13 protein-coding genes are annotated in these 18,068 nt (G+C 50.7%); 9 read left to right on the forward strand and 4 right to left on the reverse strand.

Annotated features, from left to right (window positions below; translation table 11 throughout):
- Positions 1 to 49 precede the first annotated feature (49 nt).
- From H8730_RS01550 to H8730_RS01570, 5 genes are all read left to right on the forward strand, one after another.
- Positions 50 to 769, forward strand: coding sequence for a 5'-methylthioadenosine/adenosylhomocysteine nucleosidase (locus H8730_RS01550; RefSeq protein WP_177719085.1), 720 nt, complete (start codon positions 50 to 52; stop codon positions 767 to 769).
- A 134-nt stretch (positions 770 to 903) separates the two neighbouring features.
- Positions 904 to 1,908, forward strand: coding sequence for a UDP-glucose 4-epimerase GalE (gene galE / locus H8730_RS01555; RefSeq protein ID WP_177719086.1), 1,005 nt, complete (start codon positions 904 to 906; stop codon positions 1,906 to 1,908).
- Positions 1,909 to 2,223: 315 nt separating this feature from the next.
- The gene (locus tag H8730_RS01560; protein WP_249289223.1) at positions 2,224 to 2,904 is read left to right on the forward strand and encodes a sugar transferase; all 681 of its coding nucleotides are present in this window, start codon (positions 2,224 to 2,226) and stop codon (positions 2,902 to 2,904) included.
- A 5-nt stretch (positions 2,905 to 2,909) separates the two neighbouring features.
- Positions 2,910 to 3,989, forward strand: a complete 1,080-nt coding sequence (locus H8730_RS01565; RefSeq protein WP_177719087.1) for a glycosyltransferase family 2 protein — start codon at positions 2,910 to 2,912, stop codon at positions 3,987 to 3,989.
- Between the two features lie 141 nt (positions 3,990 to 4,130).
- Complete coding sequence (locus tag H8730_RS01570; RefSeq protein WP_177719088.1) at positions 4,131 to 5,513, forward strand: O-antigen ligase family protein; 1,383 nt, start codon at positions 4,131 to 4,133, stop codon at positions 5,511 to 5,513.
- 76 nt (positions 5,514 to 5,589) lie between these two features.
- On the opposite strand, the gene H8730_RS01575 is transcribed toward H8730_RS01570, so the two are convergent.
- From H8730_RS01575 to H8730_RS01590, 4 genes are all read right to left on the reverse strand, one after another.
- Complete coding sequence (locus H8730_RS01575; RefSeq protein ID WP_177719089.1) at positions 5,590 to 7,776, reverse strand: right-handed parallel beta-helix repeat-containing protein; 2,187 nt, start codon at positions 7,774 to 7,776, stop codon at positions 5,590 to 5,592.
- Between the two features lie 81 nt (positions 7,777 to 7,857).
- Positions 7,858 to 9,570: a hypothetical protein gene (locus H8730_RS01580; RefSeq protein WP_177719090.1), complete on the reverse strand. Its 1,713-nt coding sequence runs from the start codon at positions 9,568 to 9,570 to the stop codon at positions 7,858 to 7,860.
- A gap of 421 nt (positions 9,571 to 9,991) precedes the next feature.
- Positions 9,992 to 12,589: an ATP-dependent chaperone ClpB gene (gene clpB / locus H8730_RS01585; RefSeq protein WP_177719091.1), complete on the reverse strand. Its 2,598-nt coding sequence runs from the start codon at positions 12,587 to 12,589 to the stop codon at positions 9,992 to 9,994.
- A gap of 222 nt (positions 12,590 to 12,811) precedes the next feature.
- A complete protein-coding gene (locus H8730_RS01590; RefSeq protein WP_177719092.1) occupies positions 12,812 to 13,153 on the reverse strand; it encodes a hypothetical protein in 342 nt (113 codons plus the stop codon).
- Positions 13,154 to 13,464: 311 nt separating this feature from the next.
- On the opposite strand from H8730_RS01590, the gene H8730_RS01595 reads away from it, so the two are divergent.
- The 4 genes from H8730_RS01595 (at position 13,465) to H8730_RS01610 (ending at position 18,052) form a co-directional block, all read left to right on the forward strand.
- Positions 13,465 to 14,289, forward strand: coding sequence for a hypothetical protein (locus H8730_RS01595; RefSeq protein ID WP_177719093.1), 825 nt, complete (start codon positions 13,465 to 13,467; stop codon positions 14,287 to 14,289).
- Positions 14,276 to 16,144, forward strand: a complete 1,869-nt coding sequence (locus tag H8730_RS01600; RefSeq protein ID WP_177719094.1) for an FAD-dependent oxidoreductase — start codon at positions 14,276 to 14,278, stop codon at positions 16,142 to 16,144. Before H8730_RS01595 ends, H8730_RS01600 begins: the two co-directional genes overlap by 14 nt.
- A 60-nt stretch (positions 16,145 to 16,204) precedes the next feature.
- Complete coding sequence (locus tag H8730_RS01605) at positions 16,205 to 17,653, forward strand: aminotransferase class I/II-fold pyridoxal phosphate-dependent enzyme (protein ID WP_177719095.1); 1,449 nt, start codon at positions 16,205 to 16,207, stop codon at positions 17,651 to 17,653.
- A gap of 69 nt (positions 17,654 to 17,722) precedes the next feature.
- Positions 17,723 to 18,052: a cyclic-di-AMP receptor gene (locus H8730_RS01610; protein ID WP_177719096.1), complete on the forward strand. Its 330-nt coding sequence runs from the start codon at positions 17,723 to 17,725 to the stop codon at positions 18,050 to 18,052.
- Positions 18,053 to 18,068 lie beyond the last annotated feature (16 nt).

The following is an 18,068-nucleotide window of genomic DNA, read 5'->3' on the forward strand; positions in this document are numbered from 1 at the left end:
CGTGGTATACTATACATAAGTTTGACCGGTGGAGGTAGAAAATCAGATTATGAAGACGACGCGAATTGCAATCATAGGCGCGATGGAGGAAGAGACGCGAGAGATTGAACAGTTTTTGACACATGTGGAGAAGATCGAGGGAAAAGCTGGACTTGCGTTTATGGAAGGCGAATACGGCGGGCTTTCGGTCATTGCAGTGCGGTGCGGGATTGGGAAAGTGAATGCCGCTCTGTGCACGCAGATTGTACTGGACCTGTATGACCCGGAATTGGTGATCAATGTCGGCGTGGCCGGCGGGATCGCGCCGGGACTTCGTGTTGGCGATGTGGTCATATCCGACAAGGCGCAGCAACACGATGTGGATACCTCGGCCTTTGGCGATCCAAAGGGAGTTATCCCCCGCATGGAGACGAGCGTATTCCAGGCGGACCCTGAGCTAATTCAACTGGCACAAAAGGTAGGGCACAGGCTGGGTTTGTCCGTCACCGTAGGAAAGGTCATCAGCGGAGATCAATTTATTGCGGATGAGGGATTGAAAAAAGCTCTATTTCAAGATTTTGGAGCCTCCTGTACCGAGATGGAGGGGGCCGCTATTGCCCATGTGTGCGCTGTCAATCAGGCGCCCTTCTTGCTGATACGATCCATATCCGATGCGGCCGGAGAGCAGGCGGTCATAAGCTACCAAGATTTTGTCACCACTGCTGCCGCCAATGCAGCTGCCCTAGTCAGGGGAATGCTGGATGAAAAACTTCATGGCCTCCAGCCTTGAGAGTGCGCCGCGAGCACGATCGATAACAATGGATGATTTTCCATAAACCTTGAAGATTCTCTCTTTTCAAGGTTGCCTCGGTATGTTACAATGAAAAGGAAATTGAGATAGGAGAAGAAAGGGAGGAGATTCGAATGATTTTAGTCACTGGAGGCGCTGGATATATTGGCAGCCATACCTGTGTTGAATTGATGAATGCCGGTTATGATGTGGTCATTGTGGATAACTTTATAAATTCTAAGCCGGAATCACTGCGCCGAATCGAAGCCATTACAGGTAAGCACGTTCGCTTTTACGAAGTTGACTTGCTGGACCAACCGGCCCTGGACGCCGTATTTGCGGAGAACTCCATCGAGGCGGTTATCCATTTTGCTGGACTCAAAGCGGTGGGAGAGTCGGTTTCCATTCCGCTTCGCTATTATCACAACAATATCACGGGCACATTACTTTTGTGTGAGACAATGAAGAAGTACAATGTAAAACGGTTGGTCTTCAGCTCCTCCGCCACTGTATACGGAAGCCCGAAATCTGTGCCCATTCGGGAGGACTTCCCGCTATCGACGACGAATCCATACGGGAGCACGAAGTTGATGATCGAGCGGATTTTGGAGGATGTCCATGTCTCAGACGCGGAGTGGAGCATCGCTCTGCTGCGCTACTTCAATCCCATCGGGGCCCATGCCAGCGGCCTGCTGGGGGAAGATCCCAACGGGATCCCCAATAACTTGGTGCCTTATATTGCAAAGGTTGCAGGTGGACAGCTGGAGAAGCTGCATGTATTTGGCGATGATTACCCGACGAAGGACGGTACCGGGGTTCGCGACTATATCCATGTGGTGGACTTAGCCCTCGGTCACATCAAGGCTGTGGAAAAGGTGATGAAGAGCACGGGAGTGGAGGCATACAATCTTGGGACTGGCGTGGGCTACAGCGTGCTGGATGTGGTGAAAGCCTACGAGAAAGCCAGCGGGCAATCGGTGCCCTACGTCGTGGATCCCAGGCGTCCCGGCGATATCGCGGAATGCTACGCGGATCCGGAGAAGGCCGCTACGGAGCTTGGGTGGAGGGCGACCCTTGACCTGGCGCAAATGTGCAGGGATAGTTGGAATTTCGTTCAAAAGAATCCCAATGGTTTATAATCGAGAAAGTGTTCTGTGCGGGGACAGAAAAAGGACGAGTGGGAAGTGATGGCTTCTTGCCCGTCTTTTTTTATCCTATAGGAACAAGCGCAAAGCGGAACAAGAAATAGGAAAGGGGGGAGGTGTAAATGTAAATATGATATGAAATTTTCTTTTCATAAAACTTAAACATCGCCCGGAAACCTTTCAATTTTCGTAATCTAATTGACATTGGATGGAATATCCATTACAATAACGGATGTTTATTGGAGTCCAATAACGGGAATCCTGTAAATACACAGAGAGATAGAGTAGCGGGCGATTGAGGGATTGTTGATGAAAATTGGTTTGATTGGAGATGAGTATATGGCAGTCTATGAGTGGAAGACAAACGTGGCGCCTCTCTATAAGAAAGAGGCGCGGACGCGAGACAAACGGTGGGGTTATACATCGGTTAAACGGGGCACGGATATTCTAGTATCGGCTGTTGGCTGTGCGGTGGGCTTTATACCCATGGCCGTCTGTGGACTTTTGATTAAATTGGAGGACGGTGGCCCCATCGTCTATCGCCAGACGCGACTTGGACAGGACAAACGGCCATTTCAAATTTATAAGCTGCGCACCATGAGGACCGATGCAGAGAAAGATGGCGCGCAATGGGCAGCTAAGGATGACCAGCGCGTGACCAAAATTGGCCGGTTTTTGCGCAGAACCCACTTAGATGAACTTCCTCAATTTTTCAATATTTTAAAGGGCGATATGAGCTTGATCGGCCCACGGCCGGAGCGGCCGGAACTGACCGATCACTTTGAGAGCGAGATTCCTGGATTTACGAACCGGCTTATGGTAAAGCCGGGCTTGACAGGGCTAGCGCAGGTCAATGGCGGGTATGATATTTCACCTGAGGAGAAGCTGCGGTATGATTTGGAGTATATTTGGAATCAAAATGTTTTCCTGGATGTCAAAATCTTAATGCAGACGGTCTGGGTAACACTGACCGGTAAGGGGGCTCGCTGACAGAAATGAAGTCCGATCACAGTCCCCTGATAAGCGTTATCATGCCGGTGTACAAAGTCGAGCCCTATCTCCCGTCCGCAGTGGAAAGCGTGCTGGCACAGACATTTCAAGACTTTGAGCTCATACTGGTGGACGATGAATCGCCGGACAACTGTCCGGCTCTTTGTGATGCATATGCAAGGCAGTATGAAAAAGTTCAGGTTCTACACAAACCAAAAAATGAAGGGCTCGGGGCGGCGCGCAATACGGGAGCCGCAGTGGCCCGAGGGCGATATCTCTATTATATGGACTCAGACGATTGGATTGATCAGGATCTATTTGAGCGGGTCAGCGCGTCGATCCAGACGTATCCGGCAAAAGTCATTATGATCGGATTGCTTGAGGAATACTACGAGAATGGGGTCCTTAAAAAGACAATACCGGTAACAGTGCCGGGGTGGACCGCCAAGACGGCAAAAGAAGTCCACAAAAAGGTGGCGGCTCTAGAGCGGGCGGGCCTCTATGGATATGCCTGGAATAAATTCTATTCCCGTGAGCATATCCAGGCGCAACAGCTGTCATTTTCGTCCGTCACCCTGATTGAAGACATTGAGTTCAATGTTCGTTTTTTTGAATCCATTGATTCCTGTACTTACCTGGATTGCACGCCGTATCATTATGCAAAGCGGATGAAGGGAAGCCTGACCGATAAATTTGTGGCCGACTATTTTTCCCTGCATGAGACGAGAATTCGAATGGTAAAAGAGCAATTACAGCGCTGGGGCGAATATAAGGGAAAGAGCCGCGAAATTCTGGGTGAGCTGTATTTGCGGTATTTTTACTCTGCGATCTGCCGAAACCGTCAGAAGGAATCTGGCATGAGCAGAAAAGAGCAGAAGACATGGGTGCAGGCGCGATTTCAGGATGCTTTTTTTCGGGACATATTGGGGGGAATCCATCCGTCAGAGCGGATACTTCGCTGGATGTTGTATCCAGTTAGAAAGCGGTGGGCTGGCGGATGTCTGGCACTTGGTGCTGTAATGTATGCAGCAAAGCAAAAAAGTCCTGTTTTATTTGCTAAGGTGAAACAAACCGGGCGGCAATAATAAAGATAAAACTGAGGCAATTAGTGTGAAAAATAAGCTTGATCGCGTATTTTTCACACGGCTATTTGTGCCGGAGCGTCACAAATAGCTCTGGGGGGCAGAATTCGCCTCTGTCGCTAACGCTCCAGAATGGAGAGTACTATGAAAAAGCTGCGAAACAGAGAAACATGGGTGACTCTGTTTAAATATATGTATCTCGTACTGCTATTTTGTTCTTTCTTAAATTTTACATGCGAACATGTCTCGGGGCTGGCGTATCTTGTGACAGGGATAGGGGTGGCCTTGATTGTCTGGGATCTTTTGACAGACCGAAACTGTCTGCACTCACGGAATATGGTATTTCTGGCTGGGCTGTTGGCTGTTTACGGAATCAGCTCCCTTTTGAACGTCCGATATGGGCTTTTAGAGAACATAAAGGGTTTTTTGTGGATGGTGTTGCAATACGGGCTCCTTTTCAGCTATAATGCGTCGGCGGAGAAGAAGCTCTATCAGAGGCAGGCGAAAGGTCTCATGATCGCGTTCTGCTTTTTAACCTTCGCCGCATCCTTAGCGGGAATCATCATGTTTTGGCAAGAGTATGGGAGAGCTTTTGAGACAGATAGCGGAAAACTTATCATCCGAGGATTTATGTATGGCCGTCTGTGGGGGGAGTATACCGATCCAAACTATGGAAGTATTTTTGCAGCCCTTTCCCTTTTGTTTTCAGGGTATTTATTTTGCCAATATCGCAAACTGGGAATCCGGATTGTACTGATACTGAATGGTCTCCTTCAGCTGTCCTATCTGGCGCTGTCCGATTCTCGCACTGCTCTGGTCAGTTTAGGCGCCACTGTCGGTATCGGGGTGGCAGGTCTGATCTATCACCGGTTTCACAAAGGGTGGAGAGCCGCAAAAACGGCCATTGTCGCGGGGGTATGCCTGCTACTCAGCGCGGGGGTGACTATGGGATGCATTCGTGGCATACAGACGGGATGGTCCTATTTGTCAGCCTTACACCAACAGAGGGTGGAAGAAGGGGAATCGGGGTCTCATACAAGTACAAAGCCGTCACTATCCGAAGTTGAAGTTGGCCGGGAGGATATGCCGGAGGATGTCAGCAACCAACGATTCAATATATGGGGCAGCGGTTTTGAAATTCTGTGGACATCGCCTCTTTTTGGCACGTCGCCCCGAAATATGCTGGCCTACGCCCAAGATAAGCTGCCGGATACGTACGTCGTGCAGGAAAATTTTAACAGCTTTCACAATGGCTTTTTCGATGTGCTCTTTTGTCTGGGAATCGCGGGAATCGTGATGGTGGTCCTGTTTGTGGTTGGCCAGCTTCGGTTCCTTGTCCCCAATCTACTACAACATATTCAGGAGCAGGATTTTGCCTTTATCTTTCTCTCTTTTCTGACAGTGCTGCTGATTGCGTGTTCCGCTATGTTTTTGACGGAGATCTTCTTGATTAACTCGGTGGGAGCCTTTTTCTTCTGGAATTTCTTAGGCTATTTAAACCAATATTTTGAGAGAGCCCGGCCCTGACCTGTCACGAGGAAAAGAGCCCATCACAAGAATATCCCACCGCCCAGATAGGCAGTGGGATATTCTTGTGATGGATTTATTCCGTTGGGGGCGTTTCGGACAGTGTACTGACGTAGTCAGCTTTCCACGTATCCATCTGTTCCATCGTTGCGGTACGGATACCATCCGAAAGGGTTTGCATGTAAGCTTCCTGTGCTTCCGGTGTATCATAGAGGACCGTGGGCATCTGGAAATCGCCGAGCTCCGAGATCAGAGGCATATCGTTGAAGGTAAGGGTCGCCCAGTCATTGACTGTGCCGACGGATATCTCGTTGTAGACTTTGTTTCCCGTTGGGTACATGGGGTTGAGAATATCTGGCTCATCCACGTCGCGCAGACTCTTATCCGGATACATTTTTTGATGTGTATCGCTCCAAACCTCAACAAGATGCCCGTCTGTGGCTGCCAGCTTCGGATATTTGGCCGCCCAGTATTCGTTGGTGATGGGGACCTGTTTATATGGCTCTGAGACAAGATCTATGTTGAACCAATCGCTGAAGGTGCGGTCGTTGGCACCGATTTTCCAGCCTGGCGTATCGATGTAAATATTGTCGTGGATTTTGATGTCGCGTCCGCCGCCCAGGCATATACCCTGCATCCACCAGTTTGAGATCACGTTGCCATAGACTTCCACGCTGCTCAGAGCATCGTCCAGGTAAATGGCAAAAATGACATGGCCGTTGAGCCATTCCATACCATGGAAGAAGTTGTAGCGCATGACATTACCGCGGCAGGTCCAACTGCGTCCACCGTAGATCGCGCCGGCATCCGAGGTGTCGTAACATACGTTTTCAATATCGTTGAATTCCATGAGATGGTCATTTCCGTACCAGCCGATGGCGGTGAGGGGCAGGTCGTAAATGTGATTCCGGCGGACAATCTGGCCTACGCCTGTCACGGTTACGCCGTTCCCCGAGACACTATAGATATCGCTGTATTCGAGGATGTGTTTGGAGTTATCTAGGGTTGTGAAATCCCCGCCATCTAAGGTTACACCGCTGTTTGCTATATCATGGATACGGCATCCGCTGACCACCACATTGTGACCGCCGCTGACAGCAATACCGTCCTTGCTGCAGCCCTTCACTTCTGCACCTTTAATCTCACAGCTTTCACAGTTGTTTAGCTTCACGCCTGTGCTCAAGGTGTTGCTGAAATTAATTCCCTGGAAGGATACATAGGATACCGCATTCATCGTCAGCAGCGTTTCATTCAAGATGGCCATTGTCACCGTTTTGTCGCCAAGCCCGTCGCCGACATACAGGTACAGCTTGTCGGCTCTTTCACCGTCGACTGTGGAGCGGTCGATATAAAACTCGCCGTCAGTGTCCAGCTCGCACAGCAGATTGAAGGCATAGAATCGACACATACTCTCGTCACAGGTCAGATTCGTGAAGCCCGTCAAGGTTTTTTCCGTTGCGTTTACTTTTACCTGCAATGTGCTGAGGAGCCATTCATAGGCAAAATTACCGCGCAGGAATACTTCGTCTTCATTGGCCCATTGATCGATGCGTGCCTCCTCCGTGTGCCCTTCATATCCCATAACCGGAGGTCTCTGCCCCAGGCCGTCACCTTGGTCCTTGTCATCGATGGGAGACCAGCCTTTATCGATAATGCGGGTCGGCTTTATATAGTTAGCCGTCCCGTTTTCTGGCTGATTTGGATATTCGGCCAGCCTCTGAACTTTGCCGGCCACATAGAGGGTGGGAGATGCCGTAAGGATTTCGCCCGTGGGAATCCCCTCCTGTCCTAAATCATACACAGCGATCTTACCCCGGGCAGACTCAGGAATCCGGTCCCAGATCCCTGGATCGGCATTCTCCTCCGTGACCACAGTAAAGTTTTGATTATTCAGCGTAACTTGACCGGTCAAGGTGACGGTCTCGTCTTCGTATGCGGCATACACAATGGGAGCTTCCGCCGTACCGGAATCCTCGCTCGTCAGCTCAAAGCCGGCAGTCAGCAATCTATAGTCGCCTTCCCGCAGGTAGACGGTGACACCGTCTTTCTTCTCACTGTCCGATAAATTGCGGATTGTATCCCGGGCCTTCTCCAACGTGGCAAAGGGCGCTTCTATCGTTCCCGGGCCATTGTCGTTGCCGGTGAGGGATACAAAGTAGGTTTTGCCAGGCGCTTCTTCTGCCTCGGCAACGCTCTGATTCAGCAGCGGTATAGCAGCGCAAAGTAGCGTCAAGGTCATAATCCATGAAATGATCTTTTTCAAGCTCTTCCTCTCCTTTTTCATTATAGTGAAAATTCTCATGATGGAAATCCGGCCAGCCGATTGTCTGGCCCACCAATCACCTTATCGGTCAACCTTTTGGCCTCTCTTTTTCATGATGATAACCGCTGCTAGACCGCCGCCACACACAATGAGCAGCAGGCTGTACAGCCAAATGGCGCTGTTGTCGCCGGTTTTTGCCGGTGCTTCCGGATTGGATGAATCCTCTGGATCAGATGAGTCTGCGGGTTCGGATGAATCTGCCGGATTGGAGGAGTCCTCTGGGTTGGAGGAGTCCTCTGGATTGGATGAATCTGCGGGGTTGGATGAATCTTCGGGAGTGGAGGACTCTCCGGGCTTATACTCAGGATCCGCGTCGCCACATACAGAACACGTTCCATTTTCAAATTTGTGGCCCGTGGCCTTGATAATAGTCTGTTCCTCGGTTATGAGGCTTGTGCCATTCTCATCGCTGAAATACTGATCGCACTCCTCGCAGAACCAATATTCTACATTGCCATCCTCGGTGCAGGTAGCCTGCTTTGCTTCAACCTTAGTCAAAGTATGCTCGTGGAGAACGTCTCCAGAATAGTCGCTGACGGTTGCTGTTCCCGCGCTGACGGTCACTGTCATGGTCACAGGCTCGCTGGAAAAATCTGCGTACAGGTCGCCGTTGGCTTCTTCTGAGAAGATTTTCAGCGTATATTGCCCTTGGGCTATACCCTTTACAGGGATGGAAAGGGTTCCGGATGAAGCTGTCTCACAGCTGGCCAACTTGGCGTAGTACGCGACATCGCCATTTTCGTCGGCCAGAACGCAGGAGACGAATTGGCCTCGGCCAGTGGTGGCATTGTGATAGCGAAAGCGAAGAACCGCGCTTGTCTGGTCCTTTTGCTCCTTAGTGGCTATGACACTCAGGGTCTGGGAGCTGTCGAGGATTGTGAATTTCATTGTGTTGGCGGGCGCCGGCATTCCGATGAAGCCATCGCCAACCGAGACAGCGGATTTGTCAGAGCTTCCAGTTGTCAAGAAAATTTTGGATCCATCCAGGCTAAAGGCTGGACGTACCGCCAGCTCAGCATAGGCTGCGGAGTCGATGTATGTACTGATCTTTGGAGTTGACCGGAAATGCTGCTGACCTGTTTCATCATGGACGCTCATGACTCTTGTCATGACAGCTTTTCGGATTCGGCTGTAATAGGGGTACGGTGTGCGGAGCAGGTAATCGCGGTCAAAGGTGCGGATGGTATCGTTGCCCAGAACTTGCCATTCCTCCTGAGACAGAGCCCAAAGCTTTTGGGCGATCTCCGGGCCTGCAATGCCATCGGCACTTGGCGCTGCCACCGTTCCGCCGCCTTGCAGGACTCTGTCCACAATGGCAGCCTGCTCTTTTTCTGAAAATCCCCCGGCAATAGCCTCCATCGCCTGTTGCAGCGTGCTCCCCGCGTACTCCGTAGGCGATATCCAAATGCTTCCGTCCGGGTTGGCGGCATAGTACATGTCGTTTTCGCTGTCATACTGGGAGCCATCAAACTCTGCGCCGTGTCCTTGACGGAATACGCTGTCCCCGTACACGTCCTCCTTGGCTAAAAGAGTGATATTGCCTGGCTGCTGGTTGATACCGGTTGTGCCATCGCCTACCACCCACCATTCGTGGCCAGCAAAGACAACAACGCTATCGTTCACTGTCACCTTAGGGTTCTCCTGAGGTTGGGTCGCCCAGGCCGGCGTTGGCAGAGCCATGATACAGGCCAGTGCTGCAACCATAGCTGCCATGGGTTTCTTTCTCGTTTTCATGTCCTTCTGATTCCCCTTTCATAAATTTATACTATATTATCATTTCTATTTTGCCATAATTTTGTGTGAAAATGCAACACAATATCCTGCCATAAAAGAGGAAAATCTTGCCATTATGATTTTGATACTGTCTAATTCCACATAAGAATAAGAGAAAAAATTCTGTATAAAGGCAATATTCAATCATATCAAACCATAGTATCGGTAGTTTTGGCATTAAAATTGCGCATTTTGATCCAGCCTTTTGTGATTTGACAGCCTTCCGAGAGAATAGTAGCGGTGATTGCCTTGTTTTGTGCGATTTTGAGAAATTTTTGGTGTGATCTCCCTTTGCATCGATTTTTTGGACAAAAAGCGCCAAACTAAAAACTGTTGCCCAACCATGAGATGGGCAACAGTTTTTAGTTAAGATTGGATGCTTTTACCGGATATAGAGGGATGTTCCGTCATACTCTACCGTGAGACAGGTTCCGGGATTGATGGCTCCCTCGATGATTTTGCGGGCGATCATTGTCTCCACATGGCGCTGGATGAAGCGGCGCAAAGGCCTTGCGCCGTAGACTGGATCATACCCCTCATCTACGATATAGCGCCGCGCTTCCTCGGTGAGGGTTACACTCAGCTGCTGATCCTTCATGCGGGCCGACAAATCCTGAATCATGAGATCCACAATTTTCGAAATTTCATCCTTCGTCAACGGTTTATAAAACACGATCTCGTCCAGCCGGTTTAAGAACTCAGGCCGGAAAGATTGCCGCAACAGCTGTTCAACCTGTTCCCGGGCTTGGGGCGTGATCTCGCCGCTGGCCGGGTCGATCCCTTCCAGAAGAGCGCTTGAGCCGAGATTGGAAGTCATGATCAGAATGGTATTCTTGAAATCCACAGTACGGCCATGGGAATCGGTGATCCGCCCGTCATCCAACACCTGGAGCAGAACGTTGAAGACATCCGGATGTGCCTTTTCCACCTCGTCAAAGAGGACGACGGAGTAGGGGTGACGCCGGACGGCTTCCGTCAGCTGTCCTCCTTCATCATACCCCACATATCCCGGAGGCGCCCCGATTAAGCGGGATACGGAGTGCTTCTCCATATATTCGCTCATGTCGATTCGAATCATGTTGTGCTCATCGTCAAACAAGGCCTGTGCCAAGGCCTTAGCCAACTCTGTTTTGCCGACGCCGGTGGGGCCAAGGAACAGGAAGGAGCCGATGGGACGTCTAGGGTCTTGAATTCCGGCGCGGGACCGGAGGATCGTCTCTGTGACTTCCGTCACCGCCTCATCCTGGCCGATGACGCGCTTGTGAAGTTCATCGTCCAAGTGCAGTAGCTTTTCGCGCTCGCCCTCCATCAATTTCGCCACCGGAATTCCTGTCCAGCGGGCTACGATCCTAGCAATCTCTTCATCGTTGACGCTATTGCGGAGATACTCATTGTGCGTGTCATTCTTAGACGCAGCCTCCGCTTCCTCCAGCTCCTTCTTCAAGGCGGGAAGCCGACCGTAGTTGAGCTCCGCGGCTTTGTCCAGATTATATTCCAGCTGCGCTCTCTCGATTTCCGCGTTGACCTGTTCAATCTCTTCGCGCAGTTTCTGAACTTTTGTGATGGATTCCTTTTCTTGCTCCCAGTGAGTCTTCATCACTTTGAACTCATCCCTAAGCGAAGCGAGCTCCTCCTGCAATTCCGAAAGATGTTCCTGGGAAAGCGCGTCCTTTTCTTTTTTTAGTGCCGCTTCCTCGATTTCCAGCTGCATGATCTTTCTTGAAATCTCATCCAGCTCTGTCGGCATGGAGTCCATCTCCGTCCGAATGACAGCGCAGGCTTCATCCACCAGATCGATGGCCTTGTCAGGCAGAAACCGATCCGAGATATAGCGGTGAGACAGGGTGGCAGCGGCGATCAGAGCGTTATCCATGATTTTTACGCCGTGATAGACCTCATACCGTTCCTTTAGACCTCGCAGGATGGAGATGGTATCTTCGACGGTGGGTTCCTCCACCATGACCGGCTGAAAACGCCTTTCCAATGCGGGATCTTTCTCAATATACTGTCGGTATTCATTGATGGTCGTAGCGCCGATGCAGTGCAATTCTCCTCGGGCGAGCAGTGGCTTTAACAGATTTCCCGCGTCCATCGCGCCGTCTGTCTTTCCGGCCCCCACAATGGTGTGCAGCTCATCAATAAATAGAATGATCTGCCCATTGGAGCTCTTGACTTCGTTCAAGACAGCTTTTAGTCGCTCCTCAAATTCTCCCCGGAATTTTGCGCCTGCGATGAGGGCGCCCATGTCGAGGGAAAAGACAACCCGGTCCTTCAGGCCTGCCGGAACGTCTCCACGCACGATTCGCTGTGCCAAGCCTTCCGCGATGGCGGTCTTGCCGACGCCGGGCTCACCGATGAGGACAGGATTATTTTTAGTCTTTCGGCTCAGGATGCGGATAACGTTTCGAATTTCTGAGTCCCGGCCAATGACAGGATCTAATTTCTGCTGGCGGGCTAGTTCTACCAGGTTCTGCCCATACTTCTTAAGAGAATCATAGGTATCCTCCGGAGTATCGCTGGTCACCCTGGTATTGCCCCTGGCGGTGGCGAGGGCCTGTAAGAAATTATTTTTTTCGATGGAATAGTTGCGGAATATATCCTTGACCTCCGCGTTTCCGTGTTCCAGCAATCCCAGGAAGAGATGCTCCACCGAGATATACTCGTCATTCATAGATTCCGCGGTGCGCTCGCTGGCGGTCAGCGCACGGTCCAGCTGTGAGGAGACATAGATCTTCCCCTCCTCACGCCCGGGACCGGTGACGCCCGGTATTTTGTCCAGCGAGACTTCGACGGCTTTGCGCAAACTCGCCGTGTCAACGCCCATGCGCTGAAGCAATGCGGGAATTAGACCGTTTTCTTGGATTAGAAGAGCTTCCAGGAGATGTTGACAATCGACATTGACATGGCTTCTTTCTATAGCGAGATTCTGAGCCGCTTGTATGGCTTCCAGAGATTTTTGCGTTAATTTTTGCAAGTTCATAAGAATAATCCCCCTTTCCGGATTCTGTCATAATTTTAATACATGCGATTTAATTTGTCAATACTATTATATAATAAAAAATGCAAAAATTTGAGCGGGAATATCAGTATTATGCACTGATGGGACTTGAAATTTAGAAGAACCGTCTGTCTTTTCTGTGGAATAAAAAATCCCCATCAGCAAGAACTTATGGGGATTGGTGGCTAATGGTGGGATAAATGGTCAGTTGGCGGATGAAGTCATCATGTATAGAAGTTTCATCTGTTCCTTTACGACGTCGGGGTCAAAATCGCTGCCGGCAATGGAATCATAGCCATGTTCCAAAAAAGAATTGCCGAGGTCCCGCAAGTAGGCTGGAAGCGAGGGATTGTCCATCAGCTCATGGATAATATTGGACGCCTCATAGTATCGCAGATCATTGCTTAGCTTCCATTCTTCGTAGATGGTAAAGTCGCTGAGTCCGTAAAAGGGGCTGATTACATTCAATAAGAATGGGTTGGACGCCAACTCTTGCCGATATAGACTCAGGTACTGCTGAAAGTTCTGGCGAAATACATCGTACATACCATTCACCTCACGATTTGTCCTGAAAAATAATCTATCTATAGCACACCTATTATAATGAAGGAATACTACAAAACAACTTGCAATGTATGAATAAAGAATGAAGTTTCATTAAGGAAATATTAAGTTTTTATAGTATATAAAATTAATATAGATTATGCACAGACCTCATAGGAGACTGCCAATTGAGGATGCAGAAAGAGTATATTCCCGTTTGAATATTGGGTGGCAATATGCTATACTTATGTTGCCGTTCTTAAGCGGAAATATTGCGCCGCTGCTGAGGTGCTCATTTGGAAAGGACGATCTAGATGCAAACCATATTTGTAGAGACGTTGATACTAGGAGCGAGTTATGCGGCGCTGGGATACGCGGCGGCGCATCCCGGCACGTTGATTGTAGAGGAGACGGAGGGGACAGGGGTAGAGTATGCTGGAAATATGCGTCCTTCAGACCTTGTCGATCTCCCAGTTACGGAGTTAGGAAAACAGTTCTATGCATTTTTAAAGGAACATGAACTTGTCACAGAGGAAGGGCGTCTGGATCTCTGTGGAATGACAACAGCGGTCAACCGCTATGCTGTAGCCCACAAACTATGGATTTTGTTGGATGCCGCCGTGGTATCCGTGAAAAAATCAGACAATGGGTATGTTGTGGAATGCCGCACGAACAGCGGCCTGCGGGAGATACAGGCCCGTATCTTGCTGGATACGACGTCCCGCCGTATCTCTTCCAGGGGCGCGGCGGCGGTGACGAGACAGTGGCTGCATGTATTGTGCAGCGAGGCCATGGAAGACCCATATCACCAGTTGAAGGAGGTCAATGGGGACATCATCACAACCCCTGGGTTTTGGCCTGGAGAATGGACCGTGTCGTTCCCCTTTTCGGGGGAAACCAAGCTCCCAGAGGCTCGTTTAGCGGTTGAGAGGCAATGGAGGGCGGCATTCCCCGGTGGGGAGACGTTGATTGATGCAGTGGGATTTGACTTCGATGTGGAGGCTGTTGATAGCGGAGATGAAGGAATATGCGCCTGGGTTGGCCCTCACCGCTATGGGAACCCGGTTGCCGCCTTTGACGGAGGAGCGGCCTTGTCGGTCAATGACGGGGAGGGGGTGCCAGGCCATGACGTATTATGAGCTGCGAGACAACCAGTGCTGCGCCTATCCGTGTCCTATACCAGAAGCAGACGAGTCCGTGGATTTGGTTGTGGTGGGAATGGGTTCTGCCGGCGCGTTTTGTGCACTTTCCGCCGCCCAGGAGGGACTGTCGGTGCTGGGGTTGGAGCGGGGGAGCTGCTGCGGAGGAATGTCGGTGCAGGGGGCAGTCAATGGCTACTATAATGGATATCCCGGCGGGGCCTTTGAGGAGATCGATGCATCGGTGCAGGAGGTGCTCGGCACGGTATATCGTCCATTTCTGAATCATCCCGACGCCAAAAAGCTGCGCATGGAACAGAAATTGCTATCAGCTGGGGTAAAAATCGAATACCACACGGTGGTGCTGGGGATCTACGCAGATGGGCAGCGCGTGATGGGAGTTCGAGCTCTGTGCAATGGGAGCAAGAGGGAGATCCGGTGCCAGTTCTTGTCCGATAGCACCAGCGACGGCCATCTGCTGCGTATCCTAGGAATCCGAGGATGGTTTGGGAGGACGACAGATGGCACGGCTCAGCCGTTTTCCAGCGTGCGGGTATATCGCCGGACGGATGGAAAGCTGGGACGGACTAATGATGACAGCGGGTATATAAATCCATACGAGGATGCTGAATTTTCTAGCCGAGTCCTGAAAGCCAATGCAAAGCATACGGAGGATGCAGTGGGATCGGAGGAGAGGCTGCTGTATCTAGCCCCACAAATCGGCATGCGGGAGGGGATGCGGTTCGAAGGGGAGGAGACCGTAACGCTGCAGGATGTTTTGGAGGAAAAGCTGTATCCCCATACGCTGTGTTGCGCGTATTCCGATATCGACCGGCATGGGCAGGATCGCGCCTTTGACGGCAGGGTGTATCAGGACTGGTATGTGTTGAGCAATCTAAGCACCGTGACAATGAAAATCCGATTGCCCCTTGAGATCCTTATTCCGAAAGGGTGGAAGCGCCTTGTATCCGTGTCGCGCTGTCTGGCCCTCGATGAGTATGTCTCCGCTGCGGTGCGCATGAATCGGGATATGTACCGCCTGGGAGAATCGGCAGGAGTTGCCATTGCCATGGCAGTTCAGGGGGGTGTGGAGAGTGTGCAGCAGATTGACATCGAGGAGCTGCACAGAAAACTTAAGAGCCGCGGTTGTTTTGACCCCCGCCCAGAGCAACTGCGGGGATTTGTCGATCCCAAGGCAGATCCTCCGTATCAACCTGTGGAGTGGCTTGAGGATTGGGAGGCAATTTGCCGGGAGTTAGCCACAGATTGTCCCGGAGTGGGAATCTGGTCCTGCCGCCGCCTGGGAGCTGCGAAGGTGGGAGATGACCTGGCCAGACTGATCCAGGAGACAGAGGACACAGAATTGCGTTATAATGCGGCGATTGCGCTGGGTGTTCTTGGAGATCGCCGCAGCCTGCCAGTGCTGCGCGAACTGGTGAAAGGCCGCAAAGCATATTTTTATGAGGATTGCCGCCGGTCCAACCAACTGCGAAGCGTAATCGCCATCTGTCTGTGCGGCCGTTTTGGAGATCCAGAGATCGTACCGGAGCTGACCGCCATTCTTAGCCCGGAAGAATATGAGCGACCGATGTATCATCAATATCTGGCGCCGGATTATAAGTATTCCATAACAGACCACCTCAATATGGTGTACTATCAGCATTTTTCCTTTGCCCTGGCGGCGCTGGCACAGATTGCAGATCAAAATCCAGATTTAAGGGGGCCGCTGTCTGAAACAGTCAAGAGTGCCCTTGCCGATGGGCGGTATAGGAGGCGAATGACTGCGGATCCCCCCGATTCTTCCTACGATCTGATTGTGCGGGCTTTGGGAGAATTTGCGGATAAAGCATTCTAAAGCAAGGGATGTGCAGAGGGAACGAGAATCTTGGCTACCAATCAAAAAAGGAGACAAACTGTGAAACGACCGATATACGATAGTTTGCGGCAAATTGCCGGTAGAGGATACCAATCCTGGCACATGCCGGGGCATAAGGGCGGCCAATTGTTTTCCCTAGACCAGCTTTACGCGCTGGACGTCACGGAGCTGGAGGAGACAGACAACCTCCAGCGGCCGGTGGGGATCATTCGGGAAGCAGAACAGAGGATGTCCGCCTTTTTTGGCGCGGAGGAGAGCTTCTTTTCTGTAAATGGCTCAACAGGGGGAATCCTGGCGGCAATTGCGGCTGTATGCAGACCCGGCGATCGAATCATTGCCTGCCGCAATGCGCATAAAAGCTTTTTCAACGCCTGTATTCATGTGGGGGTACAGCCCATCTATGTTCAGCCGGAGATCATAGAGCCTTTTGGTATCCCAGGTGGAGTTTTGCCGGAGCAGGTGAAGACGATCTTGCAGAACAATCCGGAGGTCAAAGGCATGTACCTCACAAGTCCTACATTTGAGGGGGTTGTAACGGATATCGCAGAGATTGCAGAGCTTCTGCATGAACAAAATAAAGTCCTGCTGGTAGACGAGGCTCACGGTGCGCATTTCTGCTGTATTCCCGGTTTTCCGAAATCAGCCCTCTCCATGGGAGCGGACATCGTAGTCCAAAGTCTTCATAAAACACTGCCATCGCCAACCCAGACAGCAATGGTTCATATTCAGGGAAGCCGTATATCGCAAGACAGGATGCGTCTGGCCCTCAATGCGTTTCAGAGTACAAGTCCATCGTATATTTTTTTGGCGGCCATGGATTATTGCAGGGCCTTTCTAGAGGGACAGCCAAAGGAATTTTTTCAATCCTACCGGGATATGCTAATGGAATACCGGGAAAAACTGCAAAGAGTGCCATCGTTTATTCTATTAGAAAAACGGGAGCAGCGATGGGATCTGGATCCGGCTAAAATCGTGTTACACTCTCGTGCAAAGGTTTCTGGCTCGGCGCTGGCCCACTGTTTGCGCAAAGACTACGGGATTGAGCTGGAGGGGGCATTTGGCGGAAATCTCGTTGGCATCTCGACAATTGCGGATTCCCGGGAGTCGTTTCAACAGTTCTATCAGGGGATTCGCGCTTTGGATTCCCGGATACAGTCGGGGGACAAAACATTATTTGAAAAATCAGGTAATTTCAACAAGAAAGAATTTGAAAATAATCAAAACTATGATATAATAGAGCTACCGAAAGTAAGCAGAACCTTGCGCGACGCATTCTATCGCCCATATGAGGCTGTCTCTCTGGCGCAGGCCAGAGGTCGAGTCAGCGCCGCATTTGTGACGCCCTATCCGCCAGGGATACCCATTGTTTGTCCGGGTGAGTTTCTATCTGAGAGGGAACTGTCCGTGATACAGGAAGCTTTAGGGCGCGGAGAGGACGTATTGGGGATGGAAGGCCAAGGGGAAATCCTCGTACTTTCGGAGTACTAAGCGGTCAGGGGAAGCACCTCTGAGGCTGGAGCAGGAGTAAGGAAATAATAGCATAAAGGAGGAATTCTTATGAAACTCGTACTTGCAATTATTCATGATGAGGACGCGCATAAACTGATGACGGCGCTCAATAAAAGCAATTTTCAGGTGACAAAGCTGGCGAGTACTGGCGGATTTCTGCGAGTTGGAAATACCACAATGCTGGTCGGCGTGGAAGAGGATAAATTGGATCAAGTTTTGAAGATTATCAATGATAAATGTCAGACGAAAAAACAGATGACGGTGGCGAATCAGCCGTATACAACAACTCCGGAGGGATATATCCCATATCCCATCGAAGTGACCGCCGGCGGCGCAACGGTGTTTGTCGTCGATATTGAACAGTTCCACAAATTCTAAAGGATTTCCGATACGG

The sequence above is a fragment of the Bianquea renquensis genome, from assembly GCF_014384895.1.
Classification (GTDB): Bacteria; Bacillota; Clostridia; order Lachnospirales; family Bianqueaceae; genus Bianquea; species Bianquea renquensis.